This window comes from Bacteroidia bacterium (genome assembly GCA_027493955.1).
Taxonomy (GTDB): Bacteria; Bacteroidota; Ignavibacteria; order SZUA-365; family SZUA-365; genus JAOSJT01.
This window is the reverse complement of record JAOSJT010000001.1, coordinates 2,423,032-2,443,258: the sequence shown is the minus strand read 5'-3', so window position 1 is coordinate 2,443,258 and position 20,227 is coordinate 2,423,032. Positions and strand designations below refer to the sequence as shown.

The window sequence follows — 20,227 nt, the reverse complement described above, 5'->3', positions numbered from 1 at the left end:
AACAGTCCGCGGCGGACACTTCATGCGTACGGAGTGCCCGCCGATTCACGATACGAGGAGAATAGCGCCATGGATCTTTCCCAACTCGAATACACGAAAAGCAGCAACAAACCCTTCGACCAACTCGTGCAGGCCATACAGGACGATGCACTCGCCCGCGGCTTCCGCACGCTGCACATTCACGACGTCAAAGCCACGCTGAAGGACAAGGGCTTCGAGATCGGGGACTACAGCATTATCGAGGTCTGCAATGCGAAGTACGCTTTCCAGGCCATCAGCGCTTTCAAACCCATTGGCATGATGTTGCCCTGCCGCATCGTTGTCTATGCCGACGGCGGCGAGAACAAGGTCATGCTCATGCGTCCTTCATCAATGAACAGCATCCTCCCCGATGCCGGTCTCGGCACGCTCCCCGACGACGTCGAAGCTACGCTCAAAGCCGTGGTGGACGAAGTGACATCTCTCTGAACGCGCATCCGTGCGGACGAACACGGATCCATTCGTATGACAGCGGTACAGTCTGATTGTAAGAAAAATAGCATCTGAAGTCCGATGTCGCGTCCGAAATGCCGGACAAGAGATCACGTTGATCCTTTCCTGAACACCGGGCAGAGGACACAACAACCGTACAATGCCGTCATCCAGTCGCAGCCTCCGTCTGTGCGAGGACGGTGCTCACGGTGTACAGGCAGACGCACGTTCAGCGGGGTGCGCTCGGTAGGGCGCACCCTGTTACTTTTACGCCGTGTGCAATTTCCGGATGTATCTGGAATTCCCCTCGCAGCTCGGCCAATCGATAATCTTGTTCGCGCCACATTTGCCGATTCACAGCGGCGTTGCTATCATGCGGGATGGAGACACAGGATGCCAAGCTCATTGTTGCTCTGAGGAACATTTTCCTTTTCGAATCGCTCGACGGCGAACGGCTGGACTATGTGGCCTGCTGCGCCGAGCTGCTGCAAGTACCGAAAGGGGAGCACCTGTTTCGCGAAGGCGACGTCGCGCGCTATCTCTATGGCGTCGCCGGAGGTGTGCTCAAGCTCTACCGTGTCACGTCTGCGGGAGATGAATTCGTGGTGCATATACAAAGGACGGGTGATCTGGTGGCCGAAGCGGCGATGTTCGACATAAGCAGGTATCCCGCGAATTGCGTCGCGACGGAACACAGCACCGTGGTGCGTATTTCCGCGAAGGGTTTCGTCGCCATTCTACTCGATCATCCGGAACTCGGTCTCGATCTCATGCACGCGTATTCGCGGCGTCTGCGCGGCTTTGTCACCGCGCTCGAAGATCTCTCGCTCCGCGACGTCAAGTCACGGCTCGCGCGCTACATGCTTTCCAATAGCGAAACGCGTGATGGCGTCAATAGCTGCACGCTCCCGTGCAGTAAAAAGGAGCTTGCCGCATTGCTCGGCACCATCCCCGAAACGCTCTCCCGCACTCTCCGTGAGTTCAAAGGCAAAGGAGCAATCGAGGAGCAGAGCTGGGGCTTTATCATTCTCCGGGAGGATTTGCTGAAGCAATGGGTGGGGGAGTGAGCGGGGAGCCGCACTGAGGTACAACTCCGAAAACCTGACGCTCCGCTTTCCGGACGTTCCCTGTCGTTGCCGCGACCTTGCTGACGACGAAGGGCGCGATGTGGACGAATGATGAAATGCAACGTCACGACCGGACTTCGATGCTACGTCGAAGGGGGACGCTCGACCCGAAATAGGAACGGCCCTTCACGCACCACGGAACTCATCACCGCTCCCATATCCTGCAGAGCGTTCCACCATACCCAGGCACGGAAAAAAGGTGAATCGAACGCATAGCCTGTCGGCGTGCTCACCCGTTCGCGGGTGAATGTATCTTCCCGCAGCAAGAGTCCCGAGGTCACCATCGCATTGGCGGCATTGATCGCGGAACCGCTGCTGCCTAGGGAGAACTGACGGATGACGGAACGTGTGCTCAGGCCGCTGTCCGCTGCAGCGACAGCACGCAGGACGTTTTGCTGCAGCACCGTCAAATTGCGCCATTGCCGCAGATGGATGTCATGCTCCTCCGCGACGATTTCGCGCAAGGCCGTCTCCACATCCTCCGGCCGCACCCTTCCGGTGACGCGGCCCCGATCATGACAGACACGCGCGATCTGTATGCAGTCGCGCGTCCTGCTGCCCCCGGCGGCTATGATAGCGGCACCCATGCCATCCGCATTCACACCGGTTGCGCGAAAGCGTTGCTCTAACCAGAGGGCTAGCTCGCCGGCATCGATAGGACCGAAAGGCATTTTATCCGCGAATTTATAAAATGCTCCCTTCGCTCCGGTCATGGCTTCGATCAGATGTCCCTGGGACCCGGCGAGAACGTAGGCGAGATGATGATGATGCTGCATCGCTCCGCGCAAATGCCACTCCGCGCGCTCACCGCCCAGTGTCGTGATCTCCTGAAATTCATCGAGGGCGACCCCGATAATGATATTTCTCTTCTGCGCCATGGCGTTGAGCACGTCAAGCACATCCGTGAGAGTCTCGCGCTGTTTCTCCGCGGCCCAATCCCGTGCCTGGAGATCCAACCCCGGAAGCGGCAGACCGCTCAACGGATCGACAGACAGTGTGATCGAGAGTTTGAGACGGGAGACTAAATCGGTGAGGAAATCGTGCATACTTCTGCCCAGCAGCGCCCCCGCCGCGCTCAACAATCGGTTGCTCATATCGGCGGCGGATGAAGCGGTCGACAGATCGGCAAATAGCGCATAGCCGCCACTGCTGTTGATGTTGTTGATCGCCCGAAGCAGTACGGAGGTCTTGCCCATGCGTCTCGGGCCATACAGGATGAGCTTGCTCCCTCCGTCGCGGAGGGCCGTCTCGAGCCGCGCTACCTCGTTCAGACGGTCCGCAAATGCCTCGCCTTCAACGACGCCATGAATGCGGAAGGGATTTGGTGTGCGCGTACTTCCGGCTGCCATATGTATTGCTCCTTTCCGTTCGCTCCACATGCTGTAACAAAATAAACTTTATCCATCTAAAGTAAAAATACTTTAGATAACGAAAGTTTCAGTATCTACAGCAGTATGCTGCGCGTCTGTGTTCGCACAGTGGAGAGACGCGGAAGAGCGGGAGGGAGGTGCAGCGCTGATGTCTGCGGTGTCACGCCAGAGGCAAACGGACAATAACTTCCGTCCATTCTCCGTACGCTGATTTCACGGACAGCGTACCCCTGTGTCCCTCGACAATGCTGGTGTAGCTGAGACTGAGGCCGAGGCCGGTCCCGACCCCTGACGGTTTTGTTGTATAAAACGGCTGGAACACTTTCTGGAGGGCCTCTGGTGGTATCCCGGGTCCGTTGTCGCGAAAACGGAATTCCGCGTCATGGGGTGTCCGGGCGCTGCTGATCGAGAGGGAAGGAAAATACGACGACCCTGCGGATCGTGCTTTCTCTTTCAGATAATAAAAACTGTTATCGATGATATTGATGAATACCCGGGACAGATCCGCTGCAATCACCTCCATCGCGGGAAGAGAATCATCGTAGCGCGTTTCGATCGCAACGGTAAATGTGTCGTCTTTTGCACGCAGGCCATGGTAGCACAACGAAAGCGCCTCCCCGATCAGGGTATGCACGTCCTCCGTTGTCCGTGTGAGTGACCCGCTGCGTGAATGTTCGAGCATACCGCGTACGATGCGCTCGATGCGCAACCCGTGATCGTGAATCTTCTTCGAAACATCGTGTAGTGTCGCCAGATCGTCCTGCAGCGACAGCGAGGTGCCGATTCCTTCTGTCGCCGCGGAGCGCATTTCGGTCGTCAGTTCGACACACAGCTCCGAGAAATTGCGAATAAAGTTGAGCGGATTCTGAATCTCATGCGCGACTCCCGCAGTGAGCTCGCCGAGGGAGGCAAGTTTTTCCGCCTGGATCAGCTGTGCCTGCGTTCGCTGCAGGTGATCGAGCGCCTGCTGCAATTCTTCGCTGCGCCGCTCCAGATCCTGCGTGCGTTCCGCGACCATTTTTTCCAGTCCGATACTGTACTCCTCGAGCGAGCGACGGGCCTCGTCGAGACCGGCGTAGAGACGCGCATTCTCGAGCGCGGAAGCGATTTGTGAGAACAGCAGCTGCAGAAATTCGACACGCGCGGGACTGAATACTCCCGGATTGAGGTTGTTCTCCAGATACAGTATTCCGATCAGAGCGGATTTGTACAGGACGGGGATGCAGAGAACGGATTGCACACCCCGGCGTTGAATGTCCGCGTCGCCTCCGAATTGCTCGGACGTCAACGCGGTATCGAGCAGGATCTGTTTCTTCGTCCGTTCGACGTAGCGCACAATCCTCGACACGATTTCCGGGGTCTCCTCAGGCCGGAGGTGTTCGAGTAACATCGCGCGCTGCGATGTGGCATCCCAGTGGGCATGCGTCCGCATATCGCCATCCTGCTCCAGCAACAGCGTTCCGCGTTCCGCGCCCGCATTCTCTACCGTGATGTGGAGCAATTTCTCAACGAGCCTTGCCAGATGAATTTCTTCGGTGATCACGGACGTGGCCTTGAGGAGACTGCCGAGATCGAAGGAGGATGCGGCTTCAGGAGTAACAGAGTGCTGCGATGATATGCCGCCTGAAAAAGCGGGTGGAACCGACCGACGTTCGGTCCGGAGATATTGTTGAAAGCACGCGTCGGCATATCGATACGCGCCCCAGGCACTGAACGCTTCGACCGCCGTTCGCGCGTAGGACTTTCCAACCTCGTGCAATCCCGCGTTCACACATGTTCGTGTTGCGGATCGCGCAGTGAGTGCCTCAATCCTGAAATCGTTCCGCGTCTTTGCTTTTTCGAGTGACTGATCGTAGAGTCGAAGGGCTTTCAGCGCATCCCCGGAAATCGCCGCAAGTTCCGCCGCGAGGAGCAGACGCCGCGATGCAAAATTCTCGGGACAGTGTTTCTCAAACCGGCTGAGCGCCCGAAGACTGCGGCGCAGTGTCTGCATATCGGACCGCCCACCCAGGCCTTCTTTCAGTTTTTCTGCGGCGACCAACGCGCGGCTGGTATGGTATTCGATATGGGACAACTGGCCCATTGTACCTGCCACGTGGCGTTTCGCGAGCCAGAGCATCGCGTCGGCATCTGCCAGACGATCAGCCGCGAGAAACGCTTCCATCCGAAGAATGTAATAATGCGCCGCGGTAGCACTGTCCCCTGACCCTTCGATCTCAGAGCGAATCTTGTCTTCATCAAAACCCGCACCATGCCAGTCTCCGGGTTCAGACGATTCCCCTTGCAGATCCCGATAGAACTGCCGATACACCTCAAGCGAAATTGTGGACAGCTGATGCTTCCGTGCATGGATGAACAAGGTGTCAATCACCTTCAGAACTTCGGCTATCGGAGTACCGAGGAAGTGCAGGGTATGCACTTTGAACTGTCCCGGATAGAGCTCGTACAGTGTATCTCCGCAACTCTTTGCAGCCTCCATGGCGAGATCGAGGAGCGGGATACTTTCGCGAACATCGTGCGTCCAGTGGTTTACGACGGCGGCGGTGGCCAGATAGACGCGGGTTTTCCAGTACGACGTGGGGGTGCCCTCCATCATGCGAATGCCCGTGTGGGCGAAGTGGTACGCTTCGCTGTGACGTCCCAACCCGGCACCAAGTACGAGTCCGTATTGCGAGAAAATATACGCCGCACTTTCCACTGTGCCGAAACGGGCGACAAGTCGCATCATCCGCAGATTGAAAAATCCGATCGTTTCGGCCGAAGCGAAATATGCCGCAGTGAGAAGACGTGTCATCAGCTCGGTTGCGCGCTTGGCATTGTCATCTGTCATCTCCGGAAGCGCGGCTATGTCCTCGGGCGTCCGTCCGCGCGTGGCGATGCGCAGCCGAATCAACTCCGCAAGCACATGCAGTCGCGTGACGCGTTCGGGGATGTGGTGACCGAGAACGACCAATCCACGTCGACCGAGTTCAAGAGCTTCGCGGAATTTGCCGAAGTGAATCATCAAATGGACCCGCTCGGCGAGGGCCTCGGCCTCCTCGATGGGTGTACGCGCGTGAGCACTCATTGTCTCAAAGTACCGGGATGCGGCATCCAGATTTCCAAGCGCGTATTCCATCCTCCCAATCTCACGCGTCGCCGTCCACAGCAACGCACGATCCGATTCCCACGTGTTCCCGAGCAATTCCAATGCGATGCGGAAATACGTTACCGCGGACCCGAACGCGACGGAACTGCCGGCCTTTATCCCTGCGAGAATATTCAGTCGTGCCAGTGCTATTCGTTCTGCGTGCGTTTCGATGAGTGCGCGTCCGGCATTGAACTGATCCGCAAGAACAAACGCGTACTCTTCGTGCCGATCCGTGGGCAATTGATCCAGCAGCCTTCTGCCGATTGTCAACTGTGTGGAGGCTCTGCGGTCCTCCGGGATGAGAGCAAAGGCCGCTTGCTGAACACGGTCATGTAAAAACCGATATTTCGGATCATCACCGTTTCTTCCCGGCAATTGAAACATGGGCTTCTGCCCCTTCTCCATCGGAAGCAGCAGCCGCGCCTCGATCGCAGGACGGATCTCGTCCTCGAGCTGCGCCACCTCCCGTCCGCTGGCGACAGCCACGGAGGAGAGCGCGAAACTGCTGCCCAGTACGGATGCCATCGCGAGCGAGTCCCGGGCAGCTTGTGACCAGGTCTGCATCCGTTGTGTCAGGAGCAGCACGACGTTCTCGGTGTGTGGCAGCTGTGCCGTCTCCTCGAGCGACCATCGCCACGACTCCGTTGCCTCATCGAATCGAAGCAGCGCTTTCTCATGCACCAGCGAGAGGAACTGGCGCAGAAAAAAGGGATTCCCGCGCGTCTTCAGATACAGGACCTCTGAAAACTCCAGCGACTGTGCCGGCGGGATGTGGAGAGCCATTGATACGTATTCGTTCACGCGGTCAAGGCTGAGCGCATCGAGCGTAATGGTCCCGGCAAATCCTTCCGTATCGGAGAGAGTACGCAGAAAATCCGTCGCAGGCATCGCGTCGGTGAGTTCGTGCCCGCGTACGGCGCCGATGAACAGGACATGCCGCGCACGCTGTTCATCGAGTATGGCCCGCAGCACCTGCAGCGTATCGCCATCAACCCATTGAAGATCATCGAGAAAGAATACGAGCGGGTGGCTTTCGGAAGACAGCGCTTCAAAAAACCGACCCATGCCTTCACGAAAACGGTTCACGGCCTCTGCCTGGGGTACGGCTTCCAGAGTGAGCTGCGAACCCAGGAAAAATTCCATTTCAGGAATGAAACGCGCAATCACGGCGGCAACGGAATCCAGATACTGCCTGAAACGCTGCTGCCAATAGTCGAGCTGCTCGCGGTTCTCCATCAGCAACTGCGTAATGAAATCGCGTATCGCATTGGAGAGAGCCGCGTAGGGTGTATCCCGTTGCAGCTGATCGGCTTTACCGCGAAGGAACGAAGCGTTGTGGCGCACAATCAACGGCAGAATCCCTTGAACAAGCGCCGATTTCCCGACTCCGGCGTATCCGTCGAGAATCAGGGACGTACGAATGCCGCGTGTACATCTCTCCCATGCATCCGTCAGCTGTGCAAGCTCGGTATCCCGGCCTACCAACCGTTGCGGGAGTTCGAAGTATCCGGAGGTTACGCCTGTTCTTGGTTCAAAGGAATGGGAACGCTGTGTATCCGAATGAACGGTCCGCCAGCGCAGCAAATCATCTTGCAGAATCATGGCACTCTGATACCGATCCATGGGATCTTTCATGAGCAGCGCCATGATGATTCGTGAAAGGGCCTCCGGAATGGAAGAATCGACCTCGTGTGGAGGGACCGCATTTTTTGCCAGGTGCGCATAGATCACCTCCATGGGATCGTTGCTTCGGAATGGAGTCCATCCGGTCAACGATTGATAGAGGATGACACCTATGCTGTAGAGATCACTCCTCCCATCCACCACGCGTTCGATACGGCCTGTCTGCTCCGGGGAAATGTACGGGACAATGGCGGTACTCGATCGAAAGCGCGGAGGCAGGACGGTGGGAAGGCCGTGCGGTTGTGAGAGAAACAAGTTCGTGACTTTGATCCGCATCGGCCGTCGTTCGATGAGAATGCCGGACGGTTGGAGCAAACCATGAAGAAGTCCCAACGAATGGAGATCCATCGCCGCCTGCGCCAAAGCGATTCCCAGTTCTATCACTTCCTCGACAGGGAGAGGTCCGCCATCAAGGGTCAGGGAAAGAGGCGATCCGCGAAAATCCTCATGAACAAGCGCCACGAAATCATTCAGGTGAATGATTTCCTGTATTGAAAGGAATGCCGCGCTGTGGCTCTGCGAAAGTACGGCATGTTCCCCAAGCAACAGCGGAGATGCCCCCTGATCGTCAGTGTCATCCGAAGCGATCTTGACGAGGACAGCAGCGTTGTCCGTGACGCGAATACCGCGAAACATCCGCCAGCCGGGGCCGGCGGAATACTCTTCCTTCAGCGAGTATCCGGGGACTTGCATCAGCTTCCTCGTGGAGACACAACGGAGGGACTCTGTAACCTGCGTTTTCGTGTGAAGGTCGCGATATAGAAAATATCAAACAGCAGCGCGATGATGCCCATCGCGTGAAGAAAATGGTTGGAGGGATAATGTACGAGCATGAACACGGTATTCATGCCTGTGCCGACGGTGCGCAAATAGGCGAACGTCAGAGAAAAACCGGTGAAGTCCTCCCGCTGCAGGACGAGCAGAACATAATACACGGAGATGAAAAGCTGCGCGATGTATGCGGAGTTCGCACCGATCGGTGTGTCATGTCCCTGTGCGGTGAAAAAGTAATACAACACCCCGAAGCACAGCATAGCGCCGATGATAGCCGGCGCGAAATGTCGCCGGAGCGTTGGCGTCGTCACCAACTTCGCTCCGTACAATATGACCATCGAAAAAATCGCCAGATCGAAGATGATCCACGCGCGGTATGTCCAGATAAGCAAGTGCCCCATGTCGGTTTCAAATGCGGTGGACCAGAGCGCCTCCCACGCGAAATTCGATGCGGCCGCGATCGGAGGCATCTCGATGATTTTGAATCGCAGACCATTGCGTATCAGAATACCGTACGCGACCACCCAGAGAATACAGCCCCCTGCGAAGAGGAACATCTCCACGCCCGTGTAGTCTGTGAGATTCAAAAACGCGTCGCGTCCCGCTGTGTAATCCGTCTGCATGGTGTGTTCCGTAGTGATGATGGGTTCCGATGGCGTTTCACACCATCTTGTGAAAATCCGTGATGGTGACCGGGACGGTAAAGGTGACGGAATGTCCGAAGGCATCGTCAATCAGATGTTGAAAAAGCAGTCGGCTGAAGGAATGCCGGGGGTGCATGCCGAGCGCGGATTCAGCCGACGTTACCGACCGACTGATCGCATACCATACACGTGGCAGGAAATCCAGGATGCGCTTCAGGAGGGTGTGTCCGGGTATGGACGCGATCCCGACGCGCCGGCATGCGTCTACCCCCGCCAGATGCAGCATGTACACACGGGGAGCGAGTCCGAGGCCGAACCGGCGCGGGATAGGAGGAATCATGTCGCGAAGCATCGAGAGATTCGCCTGTGCGAGAGCGACGCCGTCAGGATTCCTGTCCGCATCAGTGAAATGCCGTTTTGCATAGGAGGCGTAGAACACTGCCGCGTCATCCACGCTGTCCGGAATCCACGCCATATTCTCGGGTTCGTCCGGTGGATGGATGCCGCACAGCAAGGCGAAGACCCGCCACAGATAGAACAGGTCCTCTTCCTCGTCGCGGGTGAGCGAACAGTGCAGAATACGCATGCCGGTGATGACGAGATAGGAAAACCCCATGATGGTTGCGAGCATATCCTCGAGGTTGACCGGAATACCGTGCTCGGCGCGGTACTGCGGCATGCGTCCGTCAATGATATGCCGGATGCCCGCGTGGAGCAGCCGCACTTTTTGCGCGGTGATCAGGGCGCTGCCACCATGACGGAACCCTCCGAGCGATGCGACGTTGAGCACCATTTGCAGCACCGACAGCAGACGGTGGTAGGGATGTGCGCGGAGGTTTCCCGAAACGTTGAGTATCAACGACAGATTCGGTGCCGAGTATCCCTCGGGAAGACTTTTCGCGAGAAGAATGAGCGTGATGGGAAAGGCATTCCTGATAAAAATCTCCTCAGCGCGGCTGATGCGCTGCAGGTCCACAAAATCAGGGAGATGGTGCGTGCTCTCCACGAATCCCTTCAGCGAGGGGTAACCGGTATGTGGAGCAGTGCTGTCGTTGGTGTTGAGGCCTCGGAATATCTCCTCGATCCGATTGATTTCGCCGTCCTGCAGCATGCGCGCAAGCGCGGCGTCGGCGAGCGCATCGCCGTGCCGGCGCATTTCGTGCGAAAGCGCTTCGGTCCAGCGGCTTGGTGTTGCTGTATCAGCAGCCATATCGTGCACTGTTGAGCAGACGGATGCGGCAAACGTGCTATGCCTCGACGGCACCGTATCCGGACTGCGGTGTTGAGGAGTGAATCTATAAAAATATAATACGATTTTTCCTTAATACAAACGGAAATCCATGCGCCGAACGCGCGGGCACGAGCCTGTAACCCCGGGCGAGCAGGCTGTGCGTGTCTGTACCAGGAAGCATCGGATGTATGTGCGCACACCGCGATACTCCTGCCCCGGATCACGATGCGTTGAACTGCAGCGATACAGTGCGAACCTGCGGTATGGCGGGGGAACATCCGGCCTGAATAAAAATCCGGCGATTCCGCATGGGAACCGCCGGCAACAAAGTTTGCAAAAAACGACTACTTCGAAAGCAACAGTTTCTTCGTGATGCTTCCGCTACCGGTCTCGAGGCGATACATGTAGACGCCGGGAGCGAGACGTATACCCGAATCGCTCACCCCGTTCCAACCAACGCTGTGCGGACCTGCCGCCCGTGTACCGTCGACGATGGTCGCTACTCTCTGTCCGAGCAGATTGTACACCGCGAGAAGTACCTGGTTCTCCGCGGGAAGTGTAAAGCTGAACGTGCTGCCGTCAGTCACGGGATTAGGAGAATTCTGATCGAGTTGCAAATCGTAACCGGATATCGTTGTCGGAGCCTCTTTCGGGGCGATGTTGCCGATAACGCGGATGATATCCAGGCCGCTGAACTCCGTTCCGTCCATGAACTCTCCTTCGATTGACAGGAAGACGCAGTCGTTGTTCGAAACGGGTCCGAGCGTCGCCGCGACGGCCTGACTGTTGAAATGAAACACTCGGTCCATTGTACCGTCCGGCCCGAGCACATTACAATCCATGCAGTCAGCTTTAAATCCGATGTACGGTGTGGAAACATCGGACAGGGATACGCCGCCTGTCGCGGGTACATCGTTCAATGTGACGGTTGCGGGATTGATCGCACTGACGTCAAATCCGGGCGAACCGAGTATGGCGACGGGCAGATTCCCCTTGCTGTTGACATTGAAGGGATTCGGGCAGGAGCCGGGCTTGATATCAACGAAGGAATGCAACCTGTTTTTGACGGAAATGATATGCGCGCCCCAGGTGATGCAATCCGACATGGCGCTGGCTTCCGTTGTGACCGGCGTACTGATGTTCGGTTGGAAGAGCGTGCTCACATCGAATGTATGTGTATCCCACAGACCATCCAGCGCGAAGACGGGTATGATGCCATCGGCGCCGTCAAACGCGTCGTTCGTCTTGATGGCTGTTCCGGGACCACTTGTGGGAATGCCATTGAGCTTCGTTGCGCCGCCCGGGGCTCTGGCTTGTCCGTCGGCCATGATGTAGGTTTGCTGTGCCAGTTGATCGGCGGGATTTCCGAAAGGGCGCCCGATAAATGTTCCACACCAGAAGCTCACCGCAGTCTGTGTGAAGGTGTTCGCACCGGTGTGAATCATGACGGTATTTCTATCCCATTGCGGGTGTCTGAACACGAAGACGAGGGTCGCTCCTTCAAGAAGCGGGAATACGATATTCCCTTGCGGCGGCGCGCCATTGGTCAGACCACTCGGGAAACCCGTCAGAGTGTTGAGCCCGTTCACGGCAATCCCGGTCACATCGGCGAGGTAGAAATTGATGCCCTCTCCTCCCCAGCAGGGAGAACCGCTCGTCCCTTTGAGTATGCCCGATATCGGGTTGCCGTTCAGTGTCCCTGTGTTCGGTGGCTGAGTGTCGTCGTAAATGATTGCCCAGAAAAGATAGGCCTTGTGCAGGACCCCGCCGGTGGGAATGGACAGGTTGATGGTTCCGGACCCGATATTGCGCATGCCGACACCGGCGGCGACATAGTCACCTTGGAGAGTTGTCGAGATTAGAGGAGCCAGATTGGTGGTTAGGGTAATGAGCCCGTTGGTGGAAGGACCGTTCGTGGGTGCGACTCCGCCGGTTTGAGACAGAGACTGTCCGGAGATCAACAGCAATCCTGCGATGAGCGTCATCATCGCTGTGGTAAAACGTTTCATGGGAAAACTCCTCAGATTAGTAGATCAATTAGGAAGATGAACCGTTAAAGGTTGACTTCCCGCAGACCGTGCGGCGGACGGTAGTGCCCCCCGGAACCGCTGATCGGCGGATTGATGCGTACTCCACGCCACATTGCTGTGCGCTCGTCCACGCTGCAATCGAAGCGTCATTGCGTCACCCCGTGAGGAGACGGGGAAAAACGGCGTAGTGCGTCTCAGGTTGCATCGGTAACGGCGAGTGTAGAGCCGACATGCTGCACACGCGGCCGGAGAAAATGAACGATGACCGACCGCGACAGGAACAAGACACCCCGGAGCAAAGCTCCGCCTGTGGCAGTAGCCGTTACGATGACGCGCAGTATAAACTTGACACTGCAAATATTACCAAGCGCATCAGGAAAATCAAGTGGTATCGGGGTTCGGGAAAAAAATATTTTTATGTCGGAAATGAATACAGATTCGCCCTCCCCAAACGATAGTGAGATATCCTTTTGGGTGCCTGGTCGCTTCGACCGATTCTCCTACGAGCGACTTCCCCGTTGTACGGGGCTCCTGCGCGTTCGTTGTGCGTCGTCCTGCCGGACGATCGCGGACGACCGCTGCGCTTGCCTCTCCCGTAGGACGCTCCGCACGAGGCGTACCGCAGAGTCTGCGCCTCAGGACTTTTCGCATGCATCACGCGGTGCAGATAAAGGCCGAACAGCATGGAGCTTCGTTCCGCAGTAGTCTGTCACCGCATGCGTGTGGGAGAATGTGTGGAAGAAAATCGGCGGCCCCGAAGCGAGGCCGCCGTTGTGAAAAAAGGAAATCGCAGATTATTTCGAAATCAGCAGCTTCTTCGAAATGATCTGGCTGCCGGTCTCGAGGCGGTACATGTAGACTCCGGGAGCGAGACGTATGCCCGAATCGCTCACCCCGTTCCAGCCAACGCTGTGCGGACCTGCCGCACGGCTACCGTCGACGATGGTCGCTACTCTCTGTCCGAGCAGATTGTACACCGCGAGAAGTACATGGTTCTCCGCGGGAAGTGTAAAGCTGAACGTGCTGCCGTCAGTCACGGGATTCGGAGAATTCTGATCGAGCTGCAAATCGTAACCGGATGCCGTTGTCGGGGCCTCCTTCGGGGCGATGTTGCCGATAACACGGATGATGTCCCGGCCTGAGAACGGCGTTCCGTCCATGAATTCCCCTGCGATTACCAGGAGCTTGCAGTCGTTGTTCGAAACGGGTCCGAGCGTTGCCGCGACGGCCTGACTGTTGAAATGAAACACACGGTCCATCGTACCGTCAGGACCGATCGTATTGCAATCCATGCAGTCGGTTTTGTATCCGATGTACGGGGTGGAAACGTCGGACAGGGACATCCCGCCTGTCGCCGGTACGCCGTTCAGTGTGACTGTGGCGGGGTCGATATTCGCGACATCAAAACCGGGCGACCCGAGTATGGCGACGGGAAGGTTCCCCTTACTGTTGACATTGAAGGAATTCGGGCAAGAGCCGGGTTTGATATCCACAAACGAGTGCAGCCTGGTCTTGACGGAAATGACATGCGCACCCCAGGTGATGCAATCCGTCACGGCGCTGGCTTCCGCTATGGCCGTCGTGTATATGCCATGTGGGAAATAGGTGCTTATATCGAGAGTATGGGTATCCCACAGACCATCCAGCGCGAAGACGGGTATGATGCCATCGGCTCCGTCGAACGCGTCGGTCGGCTTGATGCCCGTGCCGGGACCGCTAGTCGGATTGCCGTTGAATGCTGTGCCGCCACCCACAAATCGGGCTTGTCCATCAGCCATGATGTAGGTATGCTGTGCTACCTGATCGCCGGGATATCCGGCAGCGCGGCCGGTATACGTTCCGACGTTGTAGCTTTGTGCAAGATTCGCAAAGGTGTTCGCGCCGGTGTACAAAGCGACGATGTTGTAATCCCATTGCGGGTGTCTGAACACGAAGACGAGGGTCGCTCCTTCAAGAAGAGGGAATACGATATTCCCTTGCGGCGGAGCATTATTGGTCAGACCACTGGGAAATCCGGTCAGGTAGTTGAGACCGTCAACAGCAATCCCGGTCACATCGGCGCTGTAGAAATTAATGCCGTCCCCGCCCCAGCAGGGAGAGCCACTGGTCCCTTGGAGCGTACCCGTGATCGGAGTACCGTTCAGTGTGCCGGTAAGCGGCGGCGGAGTGCCATCGTAGATTATCGCCCAAAAGAGATAGGCCTTGTGCAGGATCCCGCCGGTTGGAACGGAAAGATTGATAGTCCCGGAACCGATATTGCGCATACCAACGCCACCAGCGATATAATCGCCTTGAGTTACCCACCCCCTGTAGAACGTGAGATCGGTGGTTGGAAGGTAAAGCATGTTGGTGGAGGGACCGTTCGTGGATGCGATTCCTCCGGTTTGTGACAGCGTCTGTCCTGCGAGTAGCAGGACGCCTGCGATGAGCATCATCATCGTCGTGATGAAACGTTTCATGGGAGAACTCCTCAGATTAGTAGATCTATGGGAAGATGAACCGGTACGGGTTGACCTTCTGCAGATCAGACGATGGACGGTGTTGTCCCCCCGATACCGCTGATCGGCGGATTGATGCGTACTCCACGCCACATTGCTGTGCGCTCGTCCACGCTGCAATCGAAGCGTCATTGCGTCACCCCGTGAGGAGACGGGGAAAGAAGGCGTAGTGCGTCTCAGGTTGCATCGGTAACGGCGAGTGTAAAGCCGACATTCCGCACGCTGCCGCCGGAGAATGTGAACGATGACCGGCGGCGACAGGAACGAGACTCCCTATGACAGATCTCCGCCTGTGGCAGTTGCCGTTACGATGACGCGCAGTGAAAACATGACAGTGCAAATATTGAAAAGCGCAAAGGGAAAGTCAAGAGTTGTCAGGGATTGGGAAAAAATAATTTTATGTCGGAAATATATACAGATTCGCCCTCAGCGAATGATATGTAGATGTCCCGCCGGAGGCATGGTCGCTTCGGCTGCTCCTCCTTCGAGCGTCTTCTCCACGCAAGGTGCTCCGGCTTGCTCGCCGTGCATCACCCTGCCATACGATCGCGGGACACTGCTATGTTTGCGTCTCCCGCAGCGAAAAAAAAACGGCGGCCCCGAAACGAGGCCGCCGATGTGGAAAAAAGACATCGCAGATTATTTCGAAATCAACAGCTTCTTCGAAATGCTCTGGCTGCCTGTCTCGAGGCGATAGAGGTATACCCCGGGTGCGACACGGGCGCCGTTATCGCTCAAACCGTTCCAGCTCACCATATGTGAACCTCCGGGCTGCACACCCTGCGCAACGGTGGCGATTTTCTGTCCGAGCGCGTTGTACACCGCAAGCTGCATGAATCCCTCGGCGGGAAGCGTGTAGCTGAAGCTGGTGCCGCCCACGACGGGATTCGGGGAATTCTGGTCGAGCTGCAGCTCGAAGCCCGCGACGCCGTTCGGAGAATCTTTCGGTGCGTTGTTGATGATACGAAGGATGTCGGTTCCGCTGAACGGAGTGCCGTCATAGAACTGACCGGCGATGACAACAGGAACGCAGTCGTTGGTCGCGACGCTTCCGAGCGTGGCGGCGAGGGCTGCCGAACTGAAGTGGAGTGTGAGATCGTTCGTCATATCGGGTCCGGCGGCAGAGCAGTCATTGCAGCCCGAAGCGAAACTGCCATACGGTGTTCCGACATCGGAGATTCCCATGCCGGCAGTGCGGGGTACACCATTGAGTGTGACCGTAGACGGATCGATATTGGCAACGTCGAAGCCGGCGGAACCGAGAATGGCTACAGGGAGAACACCCTTGCTGCTCACGTTGAACGGATTCGGACAGGTGCCGGGCTTCACGTCAACAAACGCGTTGAGTGCGGTTTTCACGGAGATGACATGCGCACCCCAGGTGAGACAATCGCCGAAGCCTGCCAACGCGGCGCTTGAGATCGTTGCGTTTGCCGAGGTCGGTGTCCCAACAGAGAAAATCGAACTTACATCAAATGTGCGTGTATCCCAGATAGGACCGTCGGATGCGGTAAAGGTATCCGGGTCAAGAATGCCGGTACCCGGTCCGCTCGTTGCCGTGCTGTTGAAGGCTGTTCCATCCGCGCCCGCGTTCTGTCCGTCAGCGACGATATAAGTATGCTGTACAACCTGGTCTCCGGGATTGCCAGCAGAGTATGCGGTATACGTACCCAGCCCTCTGGTTACAACCTCGAATACAAATGTTGACGGTCCGCCAACCACTGTCACCGTGTTGTAATCCCATGCCGGATGCTTGTATACGAGAACGAGAGTTGCACCCTCGGTTAAAGGATATGTCGTCACTCCGTTCGGTACATTGTCAATCGTGTTGTTGCCACTGACGGCCACACTTGTAACATCAGCGTAGAAGAAGATCAACCCGCTTCCGCCACGGCATGGAGAACCGCTCGACCCCAGCGAAACGCCGCTGATATTCGTGTTGTTGAAGGTGCAACTGCTCGATGGGATCGTTCCGGACCAGAGCACACCCCAAAAAAGAAAGGCTTTCTCGATCGAAGCACCAGGCGGGATCGTGAGATTGATGTTTCCGGTGCTGCTTGTCCACATTCCGGTTCCCGCGGCGACATAATCGCCCTGGATCTCCTCTGAGTAGAGCTGGACGAACGGATGTTGCGTCCCGTAAAATGTATTTGCGGTTGGTCCGTTGCTGCTTGCGGCCGTGCCGTCTTGAGCCTGTATCGGTACGGCTGCTGCGACAAGTCCCGCCACAACGAGAATCTGTATAGAAGAAAGGAGATGTTTCATATATGAGGTTCCTGTAGAGTGAGTAGGTGATAGTGGATTGGATGTATCGAAATCTCGTTAAAGACTCCGTGCAGAACAGAGTGGTGCAACGCTCAAGTCGTGGTCACGAGAGTTGTGGATGCGTATACATGAACATCCTGCATTACCGGACGACGGGAGGACCGTGCCCCGTAAGCGCAATTCTCACATCATGAGAGACATCGGTATAATCGGTGTGTGTACGGTGTGTCCATGAAACACACGATCACATACTACCGGTCCGATTCAGCTTCGGAACCATTATCCGGGGTGATGGTTCCGAATGGTCAGCGAGGGACGTATGATGAAAACCAGTACGACAAATATACTCTACACAAATACCCGATGTCAAGTATGGAGATAAGAAATATCCGGAATCACTGGCCAGCATCTCCTCCGTGAGAGAGAATATCCAGCCTGGTGGGATCGGAGAAGCGATACAGGCGGAAAGGCGAGAACGTGCATAACGGTGCGTGGAGAGCTTCCTGTTGGCCGCATGAAGTCGGAGAATCTGCGTCGGAAAACTGTTGAGCTGGACCTGCCGAAGTTGCAATCCGGATTCGAGGCCCACAAATGACAACGGCGGCCCCGAAACGAGGCCGCCGTCGTGGAAAAAGGAAATCACAGATTATTTCGAAATGAGCAGCTTCTTCGAAATGCTCTGGCTGCCGGTCTCGAGGCGATAGAGGTATACCCCGGGTGCGACGCGGGCGCCGTTGTCGCTCAAACCATTCCAGCTCACCATATGTGAACCGGCGGGCTGCACACCCTGTGCAACGGTGGCGATCTTCTGTCCGAGCGCGTTGTACACCGCAAGCTGCATGAATCCCTCGGCGGGAAGCGTATAGCTGAAGCTTGTGGCTTCGACAATGGGATTCGGGGAATTCTGGTCGAGCTGCAGCGCGAAGCCCGCGATACCGTTCGGGGAGTCCTTCGGAGAGTTGTTGATGATGCGGAGGATATCTGTTCCTGAGAACGGCGTGCCGTCATAGAACATGCCGGTAATCTCCACGGGTACGCAGTCGTTGGTCGCAACCAGACCCAATGTCGCGGAAACCGCCTGCGCATTGAAATGCACAACGAGGTCGTCAAATCCATCCGCTCCGCCAGTGTTGCAGTCCATGCATCCCATCTGGAACATCCCGTACGGCATAGCCGAATCGGAAATGGAAACGCCGCCGGAACGTGCGACGCCGTTGAGCATAATGGTCGCCGGATCGATATCGGTGACGTCAAATCCCGCTGATCCAAGAATTGCAACCGGGAGATTGCCTTTTTGCTGCACATTGAAAGAGTTCGGGCAGGAACCGGGTTTGACGTCCACATGGGCGTTGAGTGCTGTTTTGACCGATATGATGTGCGCACCCCAGGTGATGCAGTCGCCCCCGGAACCAGCACTGGCCTCCGGAACGGCGTTCGTGGATACACCATGCGGGAAGAAGGAACTCACATCGAGAGTGTGCGTATCCCACAGCCCGTCGGTGGCCGAAACGGGAACAATGCCGTCTTCGCCGTCAAACGCATCCCCTGTCTTTACCGCTGTGGTCGGGCCGCTCGTTGGCGTGCCGTTGAATGCCGTACCATCGCCAAGGAATCGCGCCTGGCCGTCGGCCACAATGTAAGTATGCTGTGCAAGCTGATCTGCGGGATTGCCTGCATCACGACCGGTGTAGGTGCCGACGTTGTAGAGAATGGATGGTTCCAGCGAAAAAGTGTTCGCACCGGTGTATATCGAAATCGTATTGTAATCCCACAGCGGATGACTGAATACGAGCACCAGTGTCGCACCTTCAAGAAGCGGGAACGTCGCATTACCAATCGGCGCAGAATTGTCCGTCAGGCCACTGGGAAAGCCGCTCAGGTTGTTCACACCGCTGACGGCCTCGTTTGTGACGTCCGCGGCATAGAAATTAATGGCGGTGCCGCCCCAACACGGAGATCCACTCGAACCGAGCAGCGCTCCCGAAATTGGCGTACTGTTCAGCTCTCCGGTTGCACTGGGAGGTGTCGTGTCCCAAATGATAGCCCAGAACAAGTACGCCTTTCGCAGAGTTGCTCCTGCGGGAATCGAAAGGTTGATTGTGCCGGAACCGACGTTGCGCATCCCAACCCCGGCTGCGATATAATCGCCCTGGATCTCGTATGACTCCATTTGTGTTAACCCGACAGTCGGCGGGAAGAGCACGTTCGTCGAAGGACCATTGTTGACGGCGGTGCCGCCGTTCTGTGCGTGAAGCTGCACTGCCGTAGCGAACAGAGCGCAAACGGCGAGTGTCTGTATGGGGGAAAGAAAACGCTTCATAGGAGAACTCCTGTATAGAATGGAAAATGAGTTTTGTGGATGAGCGTTTGCTTTTTTGCGAATCTCTGTCTTGTCCTTCGTTCGCAAAAAGGAATGAGCCGTCTCCGTACCCGCATCGTAGGGCTACCTGCATGCGATCATCATGCTGTGCGGTACAAATGTTCCGGCGAAGGTGCGTGTTATTGGATCACACTATCAGGCGAAGTAGTGTTGTTGTGCAATGTCATACGGGACTGCTCAAGCAGTCGTCAGGTTCTCGAATCCGCGAAGCCAGGGACAGTGGAACACGCGACTACTGTGGTGTCGTACGGGACGTTGTCGTGCGTACGCGTAAAGGAGCAGTCTACCGCGTTCTTCACGAGAATCAATGTTTACTGCGTGTTGGTAGGTTCGGGCGTCTGACGGATACCTTGCTTCGTGCGTCAATGTGCGTCATATCTGCTTCGAAACAGGTGACAAGGTGCAGTTCAGATGTTTTGGACTTACTGCTATGCCGGGGAAACGCACCGTATTCCATGACAGCAGTGGAGCTGCGGCAATAGCTGTATTATTCCTGCGGTCAGCGGGATTTCCGCAATGTGCGGGAATGTATAGAAGATGTCAGGCTATGGAGAAACGATAGATCCTGTAAAAATCCTGTGGTTTGTTTCGTTGACAGTGAGGTACAACAAAAACGGGAACAAT

General features: G+C 56.4%; 10 protein-coding genes. 2 read left to right on the top strand and 8 right to left on the bottom strand.

Annotated elements, in window-relative coordinates:
- The first annotated feature begins 69 nt into the window (after positions 1-69).
- Together M5R41_09175 and M5R41_09170 are read left to right on the top strand one after the other, a co-directional pair.
- Positions 70-468 (top strand): DUF302 domain-containing protein, encoded by a 399-nt coding sequence (locus tag M5R41_09175; GenBank protein ID MCZ7556559.1) that lies wholly within the window; start codon positions 70-72, stop codon positions 466-468.
- 383 nt (positions 469-851) lie between these two features.
- Positions 852-1,538, top strand: coding sequence for a Crp/Fnr family transcriptional regulator (locus M5R41_09170; protein ID MCZ7556558.1), 687 nt, complete (start codon positions 852-854; stop codon positions 1,536-1,538).
- Between the two features lie 143 nt (positions 1,539-1,681).
- On the opposite strand, the gene M5R41_09165 is transcribed toward M5R41_09170, so the two are convergent.
- From M5R41_09165 to M5R41_09130, 8 genes are all read right to left on the bottom strand, one after another.
- Positions 1,682-2,947, bottom strand: a complete 1,266-nt coding sequence (locus M5R41_09165) for an ATP-binding protein (protein ID MCZ7556557.1) — start codon at positions 2,945-2,947, stop codon at positions 1,682-1,684.
- Positions 2,948-3,128: 181 nt separating this feature from the next.
- On the bottom strand, positions 3,129-8,474 hold the full coding sequence (locus tag M5R41_09160) for an AAA family ATPase (GenBank protein MCZ7556556.1): 5,346 nt from the start codon (positions 8,472-8,474) through the stop codon (positions 3,129-3,131).
- Entirely contained in the window at positions 8,474-9,178 is a 705-nt protein-coding gene (locus M5R41_09155; GenBank protein ID MCZ7556555.1) for a hypothetical protein, read from the bottom strand. Before M5R41_09155 ends, M5R41_09160 begins: the two co-directional genes overlap by 1 nt.
- A gap of 37 nt (positions 9,179-9,215) precedes the next feature.
- On the bottom strand, positions 9,216-10,409 hold the full coding sequence (locus M5R41_09150; protein ID MCZ7556554.1) for a DUF2236 domain-containing protein: 1,194 nt from the start codon (positions 10,407-10,409) through the stop codon (positions 9,216-9,218).
- Positions 10,410-10,774: 365 nt separating this feature from the next.
- Positions 10,775-12,439 carry a T9SS type A sorting domain-containing protein gene (locus tag M5R41_09145; GenBank protein ID MCZ7556553.1) on the bottom strand — a complete coding sequence of 555 codons (1,665 nt, stop codon included), beginning with the start codon at positions 12,437-12,439 and terminating at the stop codon, positions 10,775-10,777.
- A gap of 815 nt (positions 12,440-13,254) precedes the next feature.
- Positions 13,255-14,919, bottom strand: coding sequence for a T9SS type A sorting domain-containing protein (locus M5R41_09140; GenBank protein ID MCZ7556552.1), 1,665 nt, complete (start codon positions 14,917-14,919; stop codon positions 13,255-13,257).
- Positions 14,920-15,597: 678 nt separating this feature from the next.
- Positions 15,598-17,223 carry a T9SS type A sorting domain-containing protein gene (locus M5R41_09135; GenBank protein ID MCZ7556551.1) on the bottom strand — a complete coding sequence of 542 codons (1,626 nt, stop codon included), beginning with the start codon at positions 17,221-17,223 and terminating at the stop codon, positions 15,598-15,600.
- Between the two features lie 646 nt (positions 17,224-17,869).
- On the bottom strand, positions 17,870-19,543 hold the full coding sequence (locus tag M5R41_09130) for a T9SS type A sorting domain-containing protein (protein ID MCZ7556550.1): 1,674 nt from the start codon (positions 19,541-19,543) through the stop codon (positions 17,870-17,872).
- Positions 19,544-20,227 lie beyond the last annotated feature (684 nt).

Coding starts and splice junctions, on each gene's coding strand:
- M5R41_09140 (MCZ7556552.1), bottom strand. CDS start 14,919: ATGAAACGTTTCATCACGACGATGATGATGCTCATCGCAGGCGTCCTG.
- M5R41_09160 (MCZ7556556.1), bottom strand. CDS start 8,474: ATGCAAGTCCCCGGATACTCGCTGAAGGAAGAGTATTCCGCCGGCCCC.
- M5R41_09130 (MCZ7556550.1), bottom strand. CDS start 19,543: ATGAAGCGTTTTCTTTCCCCCATACAGACACTCGCCGTTTGCGCTCTG.
- M5R41_09175 (MCZ7556559.1), top strand. CDS start 70: ATGGATCTTTCCCAACTCGAATACACGAAAAGCAGCAACAAACCCTTC.
- M5R41_09170 (MCZ7556558.1), top strand. CDS start 852: ATGGAGACACAGGATGCCAAGCTCATTGTTGCTCTGAGGAACATTTTC.
- M5R41_09135 (MCZ7556551.1), bottom strand. CDS start 17,223: ATGAAACATCTCCTTTCTTCTATACAGATTCTCGTTGTGGCGGGACTT.
- M5R41_09150 (MCZ7556554.1), bottom strand. CDS start 10,409: ATGGCTGCTGATACAGCAACACCAAGCCGCTGGACCGAAGCGCTTTCG.
- M5R41_09145 (MCZ7556553.1), bottom strand. CDS start 12,439: ATGAAACGTTTTACCACAGCGATGATGACGCTCATCGCAGGATTGCTG.
- M5R41_09155 (MCZ7556555.1), bottom strand. CDS start 9,178: ATGCAGACGGATTACACAGCGGGACGCGACGCGTTTTTGAATCTCACA.
- M5R41_09165 (MCZ7556557.1), bottom strand. CDS start 2,947: ATGGCAGCCGGAAGTACGCGCACACCAAATCCCTTCCGCATTCATGGC.